The organism is Methylomonas fluvii (assembly GCF_014850975.1).
Lineage (GTDB): Bacteria > Pseudomonadota > Gammaproteobacteria > Methylococcales > Methylomonadaceae > Methylomonas > Methylomonas fluvii.
Window position 1 is genome coordinate 438,982 of record NZ_JACXST010000001.1, and the last position, 17,498, is coordinate 456,479.

The 17,498-nt window shown below is 52.1% G+C and carries 16 protein-coding genes; 8 read left to right on the plus strand and 8 right to left on the minus strand.

The features are described from left to right. Nucleotides 1-37 precede the first annotated feature (37 nt). From EBB_RS02075 to EBB_RS02090, 4 genes are all read left to right on the plus strand, one after another. Complete coding sequence (locus EBB_RS02075; RefSeq protein WP_192392247.1) at nucleotides 38-775, plus strand: SIMPL domain-containing protein; 738 nt, start codon at nucleotides 38-40, stop codon at nucleotides 773-775. Nucleotides 776-1,123: 348 nt separating this feature from the next. Next, nucleotides 1,124-1,660 (plus strand): REP-associated tyrosine transposase, encoded by a 537-nt coding sequence (locus EBB_RS02080; protein WP_192392248.1) that lies wholly within the window; start codon nucleotides 1,124-1,126, stop codon nucleotides 1,658-1,660. Between the two features lie 193 nt (nucleotides 1,661-1,853). Continuing rightward, a complete protein-coding gene (locus EBB_RS02085; protein ID WP_192392249.1) occupies nucleotides 1,854-3,104 on the plus strand; it encodes a dicarboxylate/amino acid:cation symporter in 1,251 nt (416 codons plus the stop codon). Between the two features lie 285 nt (nucleotides 3,105-3,389). Beyond that, entirely contained in the window at nucleotides 3,390-4,616 is a 1,227-nt protein-coding gene (locus EBB_RS02090) for a PepSY-associated TM helix domain-containing protein (RefSeq protein ID WP_192392250.1), read from the plus strand. 2 nt (nucleotides 4,617-4,618) lie between these two features. Here EBB_RS02090 and EBB_RS25740 read toward each other — a convergent pair whose 3' ends face one another. Continuing rightward, nucleotides 4,619-4,930 (minus strand): Uma2 family endonuclease, encoded by a 312-nt coding sequence (locus EBB_RS25740; protein ID WP_225587201.1) that lies wholly within the window; start codon nucleotides 4,928-4,930, stop codon nucleotides 4,619-4,621. Continuing rightward, nucleotides 4,899-5,207 (minus strand): Uma2 family endonuclease, encoded by a 309-nt coding sequence (locus tag EBB_RS25745; protein ID WP_225587202.1) that lies wholly within the window; start codon nucleotides 5,205-5,207, stop codon nucleotides 4,899-4,901. The genes EBB_RS25740 and EBB_RS25745 overlap by 32 nt, the downstream gene beginning before the upstream one ends. A gap of 164 nt (nucleotides 5,208-5,371) precedes the next feature. Here EBB_RS25745 and polA point away from each other — a divergent pair, with 164 nt between their 5' ends. The 3 genes from polA (at nucleotide 5,372) to EBB_RS02110 (ending at nucleotide 10,051) form a co-directional block, all read left to right on the plus strand. Next, the gene (gene polA, locus EBB_RS02100) at nucleotides 5,372-8,116 is read left to right on the plus strand and encodes a DNA polymerase I (RefSeq protein WP_192392251.1); all 2,745 of its coding nucleotides are present in this window, start codon (nucleotides 5,372-5,374) and stop codon (nucleotides 8,114-8,116) included. Between the two features lie 22 nt (nucleotides 8,117-8,138). Next, entirely contained in the window at nucleotides 8,139-9,035 is an 897-nt protein-coding gene (locus EBB_RS02105) for an MBL fold metallo-hydrolase (RefSeq protein ID WP_192392252.1), read from the plus strand. A 479-nt stretch (nucleotides 9,036-9,514) separates the two neighbouring features. Further along, nucleotides 9,515-10,051 carry an REP-associated tyrosine transposase gene (locus EBB_RS02110; RefSeq protein ID WP_192392253.1) on the plus strand — a complete coding sequence of 179 codons (537 nt, stop codon included), beginning with the start codon at nucleotides 9,515-9,517 and terminating at the stop codon, nucleotides 10,049-10,051. Nucleotides 10,052-10,207: 156 nt separating this feature from the next. On the opposite strand, the gene EBB_RS02115 is transcribed toward EBB_RS02110, so the two are convergent. From EBB_RS02115 to EBB_RS02125, 3 genes are all read right to left on the minus strand, one after another. Continuing rightward, a complete protein-coding gene (locus EBB_RS02115; protein WP_192392254.1) occupies nucleotides 10,208-10,741 on the minus strand; it encodes a hypothetical protein in 534 nt (177 codons plus the stop codon). Nucleotides 10,742-10,812: 71 nt separating this feature from the next. After that, nucleotides 10,813-11,334, minus strand: a complete 522-nt coding sequence (locus EBB_RS02120) for a YcxB family protein (protein ID WP_192392255.1) — start codon at nucleotides 11,332-11,334, stop codon at nucleotides 10,813-10,815. Between the two features lie 25 nt (nucleotides 11,335-11,359). Further along, nucleotides 11,360-12,661 (minus strand): NAD(P)/FAD-dependent oxidoreductase, encoded by a 1,302-nt coding sequence (locus tag EBB_RS02125; protein ID WP_192392256.1) that lies wholly within the window; start codon nucleotides 12,659-12,661, stop codon nucleotides 11,360-11,362. Between the two features lie 272 nt (nucleotides 12,662-12,933). Here EBB_RS02125 and EBB_RS02130 point away from each other — a divergent pair, with 272 nt between their 5' ends. Next, nucleotides 12,934-13,434 carry a septal ring lytic transglycosylase RlpA family protein gene (locus EBB_RS02130; RefSeq protein ID WP_192392257.1) on the plus strand — a complete coding sequence of 167 codons (501 nt, stop codon included), beginning with the start codon at nucleotides 12,934-12,936 and terminating at the stop codon, nucleotides 13,432-13,434. Between the two features lie 72 nt (nucleotides 13,435-13,506). Here EBB_RS02130 and EBB_RS02135 read toward each other — a convergent pair whose 3' ends face one another. From EBB_RS02135 to EBB_RS02145, 3 genes are all read right to left on the minus strand, one after another. Then, nucleotides 13,507-14,193 (minus strand): hypothetical protein, encoded by a 687-nt coding sequence (locus EBB_RS02135; RefSeq protein WP_192392258.1) that lies wholly within the window; start codon nucleotides 14,191-14,193, stop codon nucleotides 13,507-13,509. 486 nt (nucleotides 14,194-14,679) lie between these two features. After that, complete coding sequence (locus EBB_RS02140; RefSeq protein ID WP_192392259.1) at nucleotides 14,680-15,624, minus strand: FecR family protein; 945 nt, start codon at nucleotides 15,622-15,624, stop codon at nucleotides 14,680-14,682. Between the two features lie 144 nt (nucleotides 15,625-15,768). Then, nucleotides 15,769-16,275 carry an RNA polymerase sigma factor gene (locus tag EBB_RS02145; protein WP_192392260.1) on the minus strand — a complete coding sequence of 169 codons (507 nt, stop codon included), beginning with the start codon at nucleotides 16,273-16,275 and terminating at the stop codon, nucleotides 15,769-15,771. Nucleotides 16,276-17,498: the final 1,223 nt, after the last annotated feature.

Consider the following 17,498-nt stretch of genomic DNA (forward strand, 5'->3'; position numbering starts at 1 on the left):
CGTCAATTTTGCAAATTCTAATTCAAGGAGCTATTACGTGAAAAAACAGTTGATTACATTAGTTTTTTTGCTAATGCATATAACTTTTGTTCCTGCCGCTCAGTGGCCAGATTTTCCAATATTGTATGCGACGGGAGAAGCCGAAAAAGAAGTTCAGCCCAACACGGTAACTATTACTTTTTATGTAGGTGCTTATGATGAGAACTCGGAGAAAGCATTTGCTACCGTACAAAAACAAAGTCTGGAAATTATCGACTTTTATCATGCGTTAGGACTTAAAAGAGAGGGGCTGGAAACATATGATATCGATAAAACCGTCGTTCGGGAGGAAAAAGATTATACGGAACTAAAAATCTTGGGATATGAGGTTAAGCAGAAGTTTTCAATCATACTACCGAATCTAGATTCTTATACGTCATTGATGGAAAAGCTATTGAAAATTGCCAATGTGTCCGACATTGATTCAAAATTCGATGTCGTTCAACGTAAGGAAATCGAAGCGGCACTGATGGTTGAAGCCTGTTCCAACGCTCAAGCCGACGCTGAAAATATGGCAAATGGCATGCACACTTCATTGGAAGCACCTTATGCAATATCGGAAAGTGGTTTCCGAGGCTTGGACGAATATTTCGGTATTTCCCATCCAAATTTGAAATCGGACATGATGTTCAAAAAATCGCAACACCGTGACGATAAAACCAAAATCACCTTCATCCCGTCGAGAATCAAGATCGTAAAGCATGTTAACGTGATTTATCGGCTTTCGAGCAAATAACTCTAGTTTCATCATTCCCAAGCTCTGCGTGAAAATGATAGTTAACTGGCAATCCAGATAGTCCAGCAACTCAATCTCGCCAAGGGTTGATCACATCAAGCTCAGGATAATTGAAGTCACGCTTGCGGGTTACCAGTTTTAATCCATGCATCAACGCGATAAGCCGTACTAATACTCCGATAGGACGTGATCATAGGGTGCAATAGGCGTTAGCCGTATTGCACCGAGTGTTGGCTTTCGAATTGGTGCAATACGCTGGCGCTATTGCACCCTATACAATCTGAGCTGGTAATATAAAAAGCGCAATACGCTGTAATCCTCTACCTTTTCGTCGGATATGGATCACTTATGTCCAACTATCGCCGTTACCGTATTCCTGGCGGGACTTATTTTTTTACCGTCAATCTCCTGGAACGTCATTCCAACGACCTGCTGGTTCGGCATATCGACCTGCTTCGAGAGTCTGTTAAGCAAACCCGAAAACGTTGGTCGTTTCACATCGATGCCTGGGTGGTGTTGCCGGACCATTTGCATTGTGTTTGGACGCTGCCCGATGGTGATGAAGATAACACTAACCGCTGGCGAGTCATCAAACAAGCATTTTCCAAAGCGTTGCCCGCCACGGAAAAACGGTCTGCGGTGCGTATTGCCAGAGGCGAACGTGGCATTTGGCAACGCCGATTTTGGGAGCATATGATTCTCGATGAAGCCGATTATGCAAACCATATCGACTATTGCCACATCAACCCGTTAAAACATGGCTTGGTTAAACAAGTCGCCGATTGGCCGTATTCGACATTTCACCTTTACGTGGCGCGTGGACTGTATCCAAGCAATTGGTCGAATGATTCGGATTTCCTGGATGTCGATGAAGGATGGCGTTAGGCCTGTAACTATTTACATAGGGTGCAATTGCGCAGCGTATTGCACCGACTCTAAGGCTAACCCCCGGTGCAATACGGCTGTCGCCTATTGCACCCTATGCACCGATGGATAGAGCCGAGCGGCGAGAAATCAAGCAAAGCATCCGCAAAAGCCCTAAGATCAAAGCATCCCCGCTAACTGTTCTTAATCCGTTATGAAAAACCACCACCGATTACTGCTGAGTTTAGTGCTGGGCGCTTGCGCCGGACTGATCTGCCATGGCTTTGCCGACAGCGAGGCTCTGCAGATTATCAACCGTTACTTGGTGGAGCCCATCGGCCAGATATTCTTACGGCTGATTTTCATGATCGTGGTGCCGATGGTGATGAGCGGTTTGATGCTGGGGGTGTATCAACTCAGCAATCATCATGGATTGGCGCGGGTCGCCCAGCGCACCTTGTTTTTTACCTTGCTGGCCAGTTCGGCGTCGGTGGCTGTGGGGATTTCGCTGGTCAATCTGGCGCAGCCTGGTGTTGGTTTGGATATTTCGCAGATGTTGGGCGATAGCAGCGGCGTGAACAAAATCCAGCAAAACGTGGCGCAAGCCAAGCCGGTGGTGCAATCCTTGTTGGAGATCATCCCCAAAAACCCGTTCGCCAGCGCCACACAGGCTTTGGAAGGCGAGATGCTGTCTTTGATGTTTTTTTCCTTGGCGTTCGGCGCGGCGCTGGCGGCGACCAATGGCGGCAAGCCGTCGCGCTGGGTGGAGTTATTGGAAGAAACCTACGTCGCGTGCTTGCTGGTGGTGGATACCGCGATGAAACTGGCGCCGATTGCTGTGTTTGCACTGGTGTTTCAATCGACGTTCAAGTTTGGACATCACATTTTATTTTCGCTGGGATTTTACGTGCTGGTGGTGGTGACCGGTTTGCTGGTGCAGCAAGCTGTGGTCTACAGCATGCTGCTGCGCTTTTTTACCCGGATCAAACCCTTGAGTTTTTTTCGGCAATGCCGGGATGTTTATCTTTACGCCTTCGCCACCGCCTCTTCAAACGCCACATTGCCACGCTCGCTGGAATTGGCGGAACAGGATTTAAAACTGCGGCCGGAAGTGGCGCGCTTCGTGTTGACGATAGGCTCTACCGCCAACCAGAACGGCACGGCCTTGTTCGAAGGCATTACTGTGCTGTTCCTGGCCCAAGTTTATGGTGTCGATTTATCGTTGGCGCAGCAGGTGCAGGTGGTGTTGATGTCGATATTGGCCGGCATCGGCACCGCCGGCGTGCCGGGCGGCTCCTTGCCCTTGATCATGATTTTGATGCAACAGGTCGGCATTCCACCGGAAGGCATGGGTTTGATTTTGGGTGTGGATCGCTTCCTGGACATGTGCCGCACCACTTTGAATGTTAGCGGCGATTTGGTCATCGCAGCCTTGGTCGATGAGCCGGAATCGGAACGCACATAGGCAGGACTAAGTCATCACGCGCCATAAAACTTTTATTAACCCGGCCCTTTTTATGACGGGTATTCCGTTCGGGCTGAGCTCGTCGAAGCCCAGCCTGATGTGGCCTTCGATAGACAAATGGGGAACGGTATTTTAGGGGCCGATTAATAATATATCTGAAGAATCACCACTCCCGCCTTCGCGGAAATGACAAATCACACTTTGCGGTGGGGTTTTTGCGTGCTTCATACGTCTTACACATGACGGCAATGATTGCCGCATGCTATTGGACATCCTGGAGCCGCTATGAAAATCCGCCCCTTTTGGGTAGTTGTGCATCGTTACGCCGGGCTGGCGATGACAGTGTTTTTGATCATCGTCGGTTTAACCGGCAGTCTGTTGGCGTTTTACAGCGAATTGGACCAGTTAATCAGTCCGCAGTTATTCGCTCCGACATCTGCTTCGCCGCGCTTGAGTCCGCCCTTGCTGAAAGCCAAGGCCGAACTGCTGGTGCCGCAAGGCAGTATCAATTCGATCTGGCTGGAACACGATGCCGCGCATCTCGATGTGGCTCCGCGTACCGATCCGGCTAGCGGTAAGCCGTACGAACTTGGTTTTACGCAACTGATTCTGAATCCCTACACCGGCGAAGAACTTGGCCGGCGCACTTGGGGGGCGATTTCCGAAGGCTGGATCAACCTGATGCCCTTCGTCTACAAGTTGCATTATGCCCTGGCGCTGGATGAAATCGGCGGCTGGATTTTAGGCATTACCGCGCTGGTGTGGACGCTGGATTGTTTTGTGGGTTTTTATCTGACGCTACCGGCAGCGAAAAAAACCAAAATTGTCGCGGTTGCCGGCGAACCGCGTTCGTTTTGGCAACGCTGGGCACCGGCCTGGAAAATTAAATGGCAGGGGTCGAACTATCGAATCAACTTCGATCTGCATCGGGCCGGCGGTTTGTGGCTGTGGGTTATGTTGTTGATATTTGCCTGGTCCAGCGTACTTATGAATCTGTCCGACACGGTATATGCGCCTGTCACCCGTGCGGTATTTACCGATTATCACGAACCCTGGATCGATTTTCCCGATCTTGAAAAACCGCTGGAACAACCGGCGGTCAACTGGGCCGATGCCTACCGTATCGCGGTTGAGTTTATGGATCAGGCAGCCCGCCAACAAGGGTTTACTATCGAATCTCAGCAAGGCTTCCGCTACAATCCGGCCAAGGGTTTTTATGTGTATAACGTACGCAGTAGCGCGGACGTCGAGGAGAAACACGGCAGTACTCGCATGGTTATCGATGCCAACTCCGGTGCTCAGAAACTGCTGATACTGCCCACCGGCCAATATGCCGGCAATACCGTCACCAGCTGGTTGGCGGCCTTGCACATGGCCAACGTGTTCGGCATGCCTTACCGGATTTTTGTGTGCGTATTAGGTTTGGCGATAGTGATGCTATCAGTAACCGGAGTAGTCATCTGGCTGAAAAAACGCCGGGCCAGACTGCAAAAAGCGGTTTTGCAGGATTAAGCTCAAGAGGCAGATTGCCAGGCGTCTTGCTGTTTTTGCTGCAAAAAACTCAGGACGTCTTCGTTGTCGACACGCTCGTAAATGTCTTCCACGGCCATGCTGATACCTAAGGATGCAAAGCTAATCCGGTCGCCCAGGTAGTAGTAAAACGATTGCCAGTGGTGGGCGCGACTGAACAGTTGGATCTCGCCTTTGTCCTGTTCTATCAAGACATACTCTTGCAGGCTGGGGATGTTCTTGCAGCGCAGACGTTTGGCGGTTTGATCGAATTTGCGGGTGGTTTTAGATAGTAGGCGCCGTTTTATAATAAGCATCGAGATTATCCTCACTGCAAACCACCATCACGTCGGGATAGAAAAAATCGTCGGCCACGCGTAGTTTCATGTCGGATATTAACGTTCTGCATGGCGTGTCTTTTAGCTGCAGTTTGAGTTTGCACGCAATATTGCCAGTCAGTAAATTGTGATTGGAACTGACGTCCGGCATTTGATGCGGCATGCCATCGATTAGTTGATGCTTGATGTTAGAAACCCGCTCGCTTTGTAAATATTCTTCCGGGCTAATTCTGCGTTGGGTTTGCGGTAATGCCATGACTGAACTCACGAGGAAAGCGGTTTTCAAACAGTGCGATGCAACATAGTCGATAGCCGGCCAGGCAGTCAAGCGTCCAGGCGCGCACTGGTAATAACGCACTTGCAGCCATCAGCGCGGCCCTGTATCGTTGCGGGAACCTTACTGTTGCTTGTTCACTCTCCATGTCCGATTCCGCCCCAAATAAATTGATCCTGGTCGACGGTTCGTCGTTTCTATTTCGCGCCTTTCATGCCGTACCACCGTTGACCAATGCCCAGGGCGAGCCGACCAATGCGGTTTACGGCGTCTCCAACATGCTGCGCAAGCTGATCAACGATTACAACACGCCCTATATCACCGTGGTATTCGATGCGCCGGGCAAGACTTTCCGCCACGATTTGTACGATCAATACAAAGCCCATCGACCGCCGATGCCCGATGATTTGCGGGTGCAAATTGCGCCTTTGCACGACTTGATCCGGTCCTTGGGTTTGCCGCTGATTATCGAACACGGCGTAGAAGCTGACGACGTGCTGGGCAGTCTGGCGCAAAACGCCGCGCGGCAAGATTTTGAGGTGATTATTTCCACCGGCGACAAAGACATGGCGCAGTTGGTGAACGAGCAAATCACCTTGGAAAACACCATGACCAATACCCGCATGGACATCCAGGGCGTGCAGGACAAATTCGGCGTCAAGCCTGAGCAAATCATCGATTATCTGGCGCTGATGGGCGATGCGGTGGATAACATCCCCGGCGTGCCAAAAGTCGGTCCGAAAACCGCCGCCAAATGGTTGCAGGAATACGGCACGCTGGACAATCTGATCGCCCGCGCCGACGAGATCAAGGGCAAGATCGGCGATAACTTGCGCGAGGCCTTGGGCCAGTTACCCTTGTCCCGCGAACTGACCACCATCAAATGCGACGTGGCTTTGCATTACAGTCTGGACGATTTGAAGCGTAAGGAGCCGGACATGGCCGCGCTGAAAAACCAACTGGGCCATTTAGGGTTTAGCAGCTGGCTAAAAACTTTGAATGGCGATGCCGCGCCGTCCTCGACTTCTTCGCAACCGACAGCCACCGAAAAACCGGTTGAAGTTGCCAGACCTGCACCTGTCACTAAGGACTACCAAACCATTCTCACCCAAACCGATTTCGATACCTGGCTAGAAAAACTCCGGCAAGCCGAGCTGTTTGCTTTCGACACCGAAACCACCAGCCTGAATTACAGCGATGCGCAAATCGTCGGCTTATCATTTGCGGTAGAAGCCGGTCAAGCGGCGTATCTGCCAGTGGCGCACGATTATCCCGATGCGCCAACTCAGCTTGATCGGCAAGCCGTATTGGACGCACTAAAACCCTTGCTGGAAGACCCGAATAAACCCAAGCTGGGCCAAAACCTGAAATACGACGCTCATGTGCTGGTCAATCACGGCATTGCACTGCGTGGCATCCAACACGACACCATGTTGGAATCGTATGTGCTGAACAGCACCGCGACCAAGCACAACATGGACGACCTGGCCAAGCATTACCTGGGGGTGGACACCATTCATTTTGAAGACGTGGCCGGCAAGGGCGCCAAGCAGATCGGTTTCGCCGAAGTGGTCATCGAACAAGCCAGCGAATATGCCGCCGAGGATGCCGACATCACCCTGCGCCTGCATCAAACCTTGTCCGATCAATTGCAACAACATCCCCGTTTATGGGCTTTGTATAAGGAGATCGAAGTGCCGCTGATCAGCGTGTTGGCGCGTATCGAAGAAAACGGCGTGCTGATCGACAGTGCGATGCTGGCCCAGCAAAGTCTGGAGTTGGCGAACCGGATGATAGGCATCGAGCAGCAAGCCCACGATCTGGCCGGCTCGGCGTTCAATCTGGGTTCACCCAAGCAGATTCAGGAAATTTTGTACGACCGTTTGAACCTGCCGGTGCTTAAGAAAACCCCGAAAGGCCAGCCGTCCACCGACGAATCGGTGTTGCAAGAGTTGGCCGTGGATTATGCCTTGCCCCGGCTGATTCTGGATTTTCGCGGCATGAGCAAGCTTAAATCCACCTACACCGACAAACTGCCGCAACAGGTCAACGACCGCACCGGTCGCGTTCATACTTCCTACCATCAAGCGGTGGCCACGACCGGGCGTTTATCCTCGTCCGACCCCAACCTGCAAAACATCCCAATTCGTAGCGAGGAAGGCCGAAAGATCCGGCAGGCCTTCATCGCCCCGCCCGGCTATAAAATCGTCGCGGCCGACTATTCGCAGATCGAGTTGCGGATCATGGCCCACCTATCCGGCGATGCCGGCCTGCTGGCGGCGTTTTCGCAAGGCGTGGATGTGCACAGCGCCACGGCGGCGGAAGTATTTGAAGTGGAACTGGAGCAAGTCACCCACGATTTGCGCCGTTCCGCAAAGGCCATCAATTTTGGTTTGATTTACGGCATGTCGGCGTTTGGTTTGGCGCAGCAATTGGGTTTGCCGCGCAACCAAGCCCAGGCATATATCGATCTATACTTCAGCCGTTACCCCGGCGTGAAACAGTATATGGACAGCACCCGCGAACTGGCGAAACAGCAAGGCTATGTCGAAACCATTTTCGGCCGCCGTCTGTATTTGCCGGAGATCAACTCCCGCAACGCCGCGATGCGCCAATACGCCGAGCGCACCGCCATCAACGCGCCGATGCAGGGCACCGCCGCCGACATCATCAAGCGGGCGATGCTGGCTTGCGACGCCTGGGTAGGCGCGGACAATCCGGACGTGAAAATGATCATGCAAGTACACGACGAACTGGTGTTCGAGGTGGCGGAAACACGGCTAGCGGAACATATGGAAACCATCCGCGGCATCATGTCCGCCGCCGCCGATCTGCATGTACCCTTGCTGGTGGAAGTGGGCAACGGCGAGAATTGGGACGAAGCGCATTGAGTGTTACAGAGGCTGTCAGGCCATGAAATTCAAATTTTGGGGCGTACGCGGCTCAATCGCCACGCCGGGACCGAGCACCGTCAAATACGGCGGCAACACCACCTGTATCGAAGTCACCAGCAGCGCCGGCGACTTAATTATTCTGGATGCTGGTACCGGCATCCACGCGCTGGCGCAAAGCCTGCCCCAACAAGCCTTGACCGCGCATATTTTGATTACCCATACCCATTGGGACCATATTCAGGGCTTGCCGTTTTTCCTGCCAATGTTCAAATCCGGCAATATCATCAATATCTACGGCGGCCTGGAGCCCTTGACCCATCAAGGTATCGAGCGGGCTATGCATGTGCAGTTACAACACAGTTATTTTCCGATCAGCGAAGCGCAGTTAAAGGCCGAGGTGCGTTATTTCACACTGAAAGCCGGCGTACCGATTAACGTGGGTAGCGTACGCGTCACACCGACGGTACTGAATCATCCGGTATATAACTTTGGTTATCGCCTCGATGACACCGACGGCAGCTCTTTGTTTTTTACTGGCGATTACGAACCGCAGCTTATTCCTTATCAGCCGGATCATCCGGGGTACCCGGCTATGCAAGAGTTGATCGAGCAAAAGCACGAGGAAGTGATCGCGGCGATGGCCGGCGTCGATGCGTTGATTATGGACAGTTCCTACACCGACGCCGAATATGCTAACCGGCATGGCTGGGGTCATGGCACGTATCGCTCGGCGATGAATTTCGCGGCGCAAGCGGGTGCCAAGCGCTTGTTTTTGACGCATCATGAGCCGACGCGGAGCGATGCTGATTTGGAGGCGATTTTTGCATCGCTTTTGCAAGCGGGTGAGGTTTCGGTTTGTTTGGCTCGGGAGGGGGAGAGGTTTGAGTTGTTGGATGACTCTGGTCAGTCCGAATAAGTTAGGCCTGATTTTGCGGGGGTTTGGTTTTTTGTGTCGCTGGCGCGACGGTTTGATTTAATGTCGGTTTGCGGACCGACAACCGCGATACTTTCGCTACGAAAACCATCCCTGGTTTTCGCCCTTCGGGCCAGCCTATAGGCTGTTCAAATTCGCTCCAAGCGAATTTGTGCTCCGCCAAAAGAAAGTATCCAAAGAAAAGGCGGCCCGGATGCCGCTTGTTCCCTGCGCGCCGAAGCGTTTATCGAGGGTCGGCAGAAGGGGCTTCCCAGCCCCTCCGCCGACGCGCCGCATCCTTGCGGCGCCCCTTCGGGCTAATCTCGATAAACGCTCCGGTGCTCGGCGCGGCATACGGGAGAAAACCGTCCCGGGATAAAAGTCGGTTGGTGAAATATCCTCGTTCCCACGCGCTGCGTGGGAATGCAGACTATCCGCGCCAGCGGTAGCATACGACCAAGCAATCAAACGAGGTCAAACTCATGGGCCGCAGTCGTTACCGTATTCTCCAATCCCAGCCGCCGCATTTCATAACCTGCATGGTACTTAACTGGATACCGTTATTCACCCGCCCGGCTACCGTGCAAATCGTACTGGACGCTTTGCTTTACCGCCAACAACAGCACAATTGGCGAATATACGGCTACGTCATTCTGGAAAACCATTTGCACCTGCTAGTACAAACTGACGATTTACCTGATCAATTGACCCACTTCAAATCGTATACGGCGCGGCATTTGATCGATTACCTGGAATCTATCAATGCCGAACGTTTATTGCAGCAGTTACGCTGGTTCCGCAAAACACACAAAACTGACAGGGAATATCAGTTGTGGGAGGAAGGTAGTCATCCGCAGATGATCGAAAACCCTGAGGTCTTGCGGCAGAAATTGGACTACATCCACCTGAATCCGGTGAAACGCGGTTATGTTGATTTACCAGAGCATTGGCGCTATTCGAGTGCCCGGAATTATGCGGGCCAGGAAGGATTGTTGCCGGTCTATCGGGATTGGTTTTAGCCTGACCGCAGCGCGGCTGGTTTGCGTTCCCACGCGGCGCGTGGGAACGAGATAAATCTTTTTTGGCTGGCTATCAGGAGGATATAGTCTCAATTCCGCGTGGGCACAAAACCCGTGCCCACCCTTAGCTGGACTGACCCTACTGGACCTTAGTAGTCAATCATTTATCTCCGCATAAACGGCACGAATCAACGTAAGCACTTCGCGGCAAAGTGGCATAACGGGAACACCTTCGTCTCGCATACTCCCAAAATGGAAGTCCTCAGGCAAAGTTGTCCCTATGGCCATAATTGAGAGAGGAAAGTGATGGGTATTTTTCTTCCGGAACTCGTAGAGTTGCTTGGTTAATGGTGTTAAGCCCGCTGTTTTTACAAAATTCGGCTTTTTAGCGTTTTGTTCCACCTTTACGTGCCTCCTTAAGATGGCAAGCCCTTCATGGTCTTCATAAGACTCCCCACTTTCAGGGTCTGTAAACCGGAAGTAGGCTGTGAGTGCGGTTGACTCAAAGAAGCTATATGCGGCATTCAGGAACGCGGAAACCAACCACCGAAAACTGTTTCGGTTGGTTTGTGTGGAAAGCGCATCGAAGAAAAACTCGCACTCTTTGACTTTGTCATCAAGATCGGGAACTGCCTCCATGTCCCACCGACTGAACCAGTCATTCAAATCAATTGCTTCAGTACTAGACATGAGAAACCTAACAATGAATTATATTGTTTCCGTATATATTCCACATAGTTTAGACATACGGAAAAGCATCATCACCCCGCCCTCTCAATCATCCCCTCAGCCTGCTTAGCAAACGCCTTCAAATCGCCTTTCTTCACCGTAGCGCGCGGAATCACAATCGCCGCATCGATATCGACATACAGATAAACATAGTCTTTATGCTTCTCCACCCTCAGCATGTCTTTCCAAAGGGTTTTGCTTTTGCCGCCGGGGGCGCGTTCCTGCAGGAATTCCGGCTCGATGCTCAGCCAATGGATGCCAAACAGTGCCTTCTTTTCCGCCTCGGTGTATTTGTTGAAAAACTGCCGGCGCAAATCCATCTTCATGATGAACGGCGAGGCGAACGACCAGGCCAGCGCCAGGATGGTGATGTAGGCGGTGGTAGTCATATCCACGTAGTACACGTAATAAAACAAGGCAATAGCCATCATCACGCCGGGGGCGAAGATGCGGTTTTGGCGGAGCTTTTTCTGCATTTCCGGGTCTTTTTTCAGCCTTTCCTCATTAAAGTGGACCAGGTCTTCTTCACGGAATTCGTATTCGATTTCTAACATGGGTATCGCTCAGTGGAGTTGTGGGTTAGTGCATTTTCATTTTGGCGTGGGTACTGCGCCGGAATAGGTTGGATAAGGTCAGCATCCCAGTGCGGAAGTAGCCGTGGATTGCGACTTGGTGCATTTTGTATAACGACAAATACACCGCATAGGCGATAAAGCCGCCGACGCTGACGGTGCCCATCAAACTGCCCATCAAGCTGCCAACCGTGCTGAATTTACCGAGTGACACCAAGGAACCGTAATCCCGGTAGACAAACGGCACAGCCGGCTTGCCTTTCAGGCGGTTGACGATGGTTTTGGCTACCGTGGAGGCCATTTGGTGGGCGGATTGGGCCCGCGGCGGGACGTTGCCGCCGTGGCCGACCCACTCGCAGGCGGCGCAATCGCCGATGGCAAAGATGTTCGAATCGCTGGTTTGTAGGGTTTGATCAACCACCAATTGATTGATGTGGTTGGATTCCAAACCGTCCAAATTTTTCATCCAATCCGGCGCCTTGATGCCGGCCGCCCAGACTTTTAAATCCGCATCGAACACTTCGCCGTCGTAGGTATGCACTTCGGTTTCGGTGACTTCGGTGACTTTGCGGCCCAGTTTTAACTGGATGCCGAGTTTAATCAATTGCTCCTGGGTGGCTTGCGACAAGCGCGGCGGCAGGGCGGGCAATAATTGGGTGGCGGCTTCGATGATGGTGATGTTGACGTCTATCGAGCCTTCCAGGCCGTAAGTCGCCAGCAATTTGGTCACTTCGTGCAACTCGGCGGACAATTCCACGCCGGTGGCGCCGGCACCGATGATGACAATCGACAGCGGCTTGTCGCGCTGGCGGCTTTGGTTGGCGTAGGACTGAATGTAATAGGTCTCCACCAATTGCTTTTGAAAGCGGAAGGCTTCCTTGGTAGTGTCGATAAAGCGGCAATATTTGTCCACGCCCTTGATGCCGAAGGTGTTGCTGACGCTGCCGACCGCCATCACCAGCGTGTCGTACTTGAAACGGCGTTGCGGAATGATTTCTTCGCCTTTCTTGTTGGTGATTGCCCCAACGACGACTTCCTTGTTTGCTCTATCCAGGCCTTCCATCCGGCCGAACAGAAAGCGGAAATGATTGCGGTGGGCCTGGGACAGATATTCAATTTCCTCGGCTTCGGCCAGCGTACCGGACGCCACTTCGTGCAACAGCGGTTTCCAGATGTGGGTGGACGCGGCATCCAGCAAAGTCACTTCCACCTTGCCGGCTTTGCCGAGTTTATGCCCCAATTCCGTGGCTAATTCCAGCCCCGCCGCTCCGCCGCCAACGATCAAGATTTTAGGTAATGCATCCGCCATGTATCTTCCCCTCAAGTGCTGTTTGCCACGTTGGCAAACAAAAAAAATCGCTATCCCGGCCTTAGTTGTCTATTTCCTGATGCCGGCATTATAACCAAACCTGTTCGGGCTGGCCGATTTTGACGGGATGAACTCGCGCCGGCAACGGTCGGCTAGTCGGAAGACGGGAAAGGCGCTGATAAAGCAACCGGATTTTAACGAGAGCTTTAAATTATGCTTAGATATTGCTAGCGCATGCGCGCCCAGTAAATTACGCCCTGTGGAGTTATCGAATGCCGCGAAACCAACTAGCCCAGGCGCTTGTCAATCCAGGCTTTTTATTGATTTTATTCGGCCTGCTAGCGGGCTGTGCATCCGAGCCGCCACAGCCTTCCATGCCGGTCCAGTTGCCGGAGTATCAAAACAATGCCGCTTACAACAAGCCTTACACCGTCAAAGGCATCACGTATTACCCATTGGCATCGGGGAATGGTTACCGGGAAACCAGCCTAGCTTCCTGGTACGGCGCGGAATCGGGCAATCGCACGGCCGACGGTAGTCGCTTTGATCCGCAAGGTCTATCGGCAGCGCACAAAACCCTGCCGATACCGTCGAAAGTCCGCGTCACCAATTTACGCAATGGCCGTTATGTGGACGTGCTGATTAATGATAGAGGGCCGTTCAGTCCGAATCGGTTGATCGATTTATCGCAAGGCGCGGCCAAGCAAATCGGTATCAGCGGCTTGACGGAAGTAGAGGTAAGTTATCTGGCAACGCCGTCCGGCGTGGAATGAAGTCGCAAACCCGCTCCAGCCTCTAAAAACAACAGGAACGGGTTTACCAGCTCTCAATGTGCTGTTATTGAATTAGACAATGGCTGTGGATTTCATTGTTACCGCAAAACGCCGCTTGCTGTTGCCAGCTAACTTGAACATCGCAAACACCGAACCAAACAGCCAAAACGCACCAGGGAGCGGTACGACTTGCACCGGGGCGTTGATTGCATCGGGAGCAAAATCGGAGATTTGTCCAAAACCCGCAGGCAGAGCCCCGTCGCGCGGCCAGAGATTCCAGGTGTAGCTCGATTTGGCAAGACCATTCGAGGGCAGCAAGCTCGCGGCAATGTCGGCAATCAACTGATTGTCTTTAATTTTGGCGGTCCCCGCGGCGAAAGCGGTAGTGGAAGAAGTCGGAGCCAACAGGCTTACCAAACCGCTGCCGTCCATGTTGAAACGCACGACCGAATCGAACAGTACTTGCGGCAAGCCATTTGCGGTAAACCGTCCGCTGCCGGCGCCGCGGTCGAAGCCCCAAATGTAGTAACCTAACGGCGAGCCGCCGAGGTTACCGGCAAAGGTGCTTTCGAAATGAAAAATATCGCTGGCCGGGTTGTAAGTAACCGAGGCACTGATCACATCCAGATCGCCGGTCTTACTGCCGAAATAAGTTGCCAGATAATCGCCGGGGGCATCATGCACGGCACTGGCATTCGCTGGCGCCGCACCCATCAACAAAACGGCGGCAAATACTGTTTTAGCAATGTTTAATCTCATACTTCTATCCTCTGTCGATAAGATCATTAAGGTACAGCTAACCAGCGGCAAGCCTCGGGTTGGCTGCGATTTTTGTTCCATGGGAACCTTTGCTGTTGCGTCGGCATTGACCAACTGCCTAGCGTGAATGCGGCTCTGCCTTCAGTCAACTTAGGGGACTTGCTCAAAGCAAACTGCATTCCGAGGTTTATTCCGCCAAGTAGTCGCCAAGTTCAATGCGTTTGAAATTTATTTTTCGGACAATTGATAGCGGGATAATTTCAGCAATGCGCTGACGGCAACTATCGAGCAGATCAAAACGGTAATTTGCCGGGAGCGTTATTAACCCGGCTCTTAAATACCGTTCGCCTTAATACCCTTGCCTGTTGAAGGATACAGCCGCCCGGGCTTCGACGAGCTCAGCCCGAACGGAATACCTGGATAAATAGGGCCCGGTTAATAAGCGCCACCGATACCGCAAGTACGGACGATTGATCAACTCCTGGCTTAGCGGTGCAGCACGATCAAATAATCGCCAAACCGCGTAGAGCGCAGCTGCAGAGAGGTCTCCAAGGCCGCCAGCACCGACAGGGCTTGGTCGGTACGAAACACACCATTGACGCGGCGTTGGGCCAGTTCAGGATCGTTGATAAGCAAAAATCCACGGTGATAGCGATTCAGCTCGGCAAGCACTTCGCCCAAGGGCCGATTCTCGAACACCAGCTTGCCACGCTGCCAGGCGGTAACGGTCTGGCTATCGATGTTTTGCAAATTGCCCAAGCCCGTTTCGACGCTGTAGGTTATTTGCTGGCCCTCGGCGACAACGGTGTGCAGCGCTTTGCCGTCGGCTTGTTGCAAATCTACCGCCACGCTGTGTTGAGTGACGCTGACTTCGGTTTTACCGTCACGCAGCCGCACGTTAAACGCCGTGCCCAGCGCGGTGACGCTGCCATGCTCTGTATTTACCCGGAAAGGCCTGGCTTTGTCGGGGCTGACTTCAAACCAGGCTTCGCCCTGTAGCAGCGTCAATTGCCGCTGGACACCGTCAATATTCACATCCAACGCACTATTGCTGTTCAAATGTAGCGTCGAACCATCGCTAAGATATACGTCACGCCGCTCGCCGAAACCGGTATGAAAATCGGCGCGTAACACCGTCCACAAAGGATTAAACAACCACAAAGCCAGACAGCCGCCCGCTAATGCTGGCAGCGCCCAAGCCCGGGAACGAAAGAACGGCTTGGGTTTGAGCGCCGGGGAAATCTCTATCCTTGGCGCTACAGCATCCAGCGCTCCCCATAATTCACGCAACTGTGCATAGGCTTGGCGATGCAAGGGATCGGCGGCCAACCAGCGGCTAAACTCGGCCTGTTCAGTCGCGCTAAATTTACCGCTATCCTGCCTGACCCACCAATCACGGGCTGCGGCTTTAATCTCGGCAGAGATTTTCATTGCCAATGTCCGCTTGGAGCCAAGACAGGGCAACGCATCCTGCCAAGTAAGCGATAAGAGCTAAAGATTGTCATTGGGCGTAATTCAGGGTTGGTGACATGCCATTATAGGACGCATAACCCCGTGAAAACAGGAGGGAATCGGCTAAAAATCGTCTAGCGCTTGCAAGGCGGCTAAGGCATTGCGCAAATGTTTTTCCACCATATTGCGGGATATGCCCAAGCGTTGGGCGATTTCCGCATGACTGAGTTCTTCGAACTTGCGCAGCACGAAGACCGTCCGGCATTTGGCGGGGAGTCTATCTATCGCCGCGACCAAACGGTCCAAGCGCTCGCGCGCCAGACTAATTTGCTCCGGGTCGATACCGTCGCTAACCTGCAAGGCCGCGTCGCCAGTATCATCATGGTCTACATGTTGATTGCGAGTATTGCGGCGGCGCTCGTAATCGGTGGCCAGATTAGCGGCGATGCGATGCAGCAAAGCGCGCGGGTTATCGGCTTGCTGCCATAAATTGCCAGCAAACATGCGTTGGTAGGTTTCCTGCACGATGTCGGCGGCGGTATCGAGACAGCCACAGCGTCTAAACATCACCCGGCGTAATTCCTCGTCGTAAGCCTCAATCAGGCGGGAGATGTGGAGAGCGTTGCTCATGGTTAGGGTATGCGGATTTTGGTGTCGTTAATTGGGCGAACAACCAAGATTCATGCCAGAGCACTAAAATAGCGGTATTTAAGGCATTTGGCGGCAAATTGACCAGCATTACCGGAGCAATACGCTCTAAACAATGCGGGATATAGCCTATTTAATAAAGTTATTTAACATAGTTAATTTCCATCCGGCGCAGTTGAAGCCGATAGCTTATTGGCCCTATTTATCACTAGTATGCCGTTCGGGCTGAGCTCGTCCAAGCCCAGGCGGGTGCACCCATCGACAGACTGAATACGCTCAGGGGTATAAGACGAACGTTATTTTAGGGCCGGGTTCATAACGCTAGAATCAACAACGCGACGAACTCCGCATTTAAAATACTGTAATCCCAAGCCTCCACCAGCCTGGCGATACCCTTACACACCTATACAAAATCCCAGGCAAGCCAGGTTGCGACCGTGTCGGAAATAAGACAAAAACCTGAACGGGAATATAGCTTTTAGAGCTAACTGCCTGACCGGCAACTAAGTTATGCTGTTATCCACAAAAGCTGTGGATAACCTTGGGGATAAAAAGTTTTTTCGCGCTCTAAATGCCTAATTTTTGGGGCCTTTGCTTAGATTGACTCAATTTTAGACAACAGTTTATACAATTTAAAATCAATAACTTACATGCAATACATGAACATTAGGGCCTACGGCCAGGCATTCTTTGGCCGCCGACAGTGTCAAGTAATTTTTTGTGCATAATTAAAATTAATCTCTTGCATTTTTGCCTAAATAATCTAACCGTTTTCCACCTGAAACCATTCTAAATTTGCCTGGGAGCATTCATATTATTGTCATTAAATACCCGACAATTGCCGTATCGGACACTGGCTGTTATTCGATGGCTTTGACCAACGTCAATGTCGACAACAAATCGTGAATGGCAGGTTGATTTGGCGAACCTTTACCGACCGCAAAGCAACTGACTTGGACAACTCGTCAACTTAAGGTTAATTCGCAACGTGTAGCATCAGCAGCCCATTTACGAAAAATTCAATACTCAAGAAAAGGAGCTCCCAGCATCGACATGGCCCGGCCAAACCCATACCGGCTAAGACCAGAGTGCGCCAATGGCTGGTTGTTATGCGAATTGACGGACGTACCGACGTTGGTCAAGCCGCGTTTTATTAACTTTAATTCGCCATAGCGACCAAGATTGCTCATACATTGCAAAAAAAA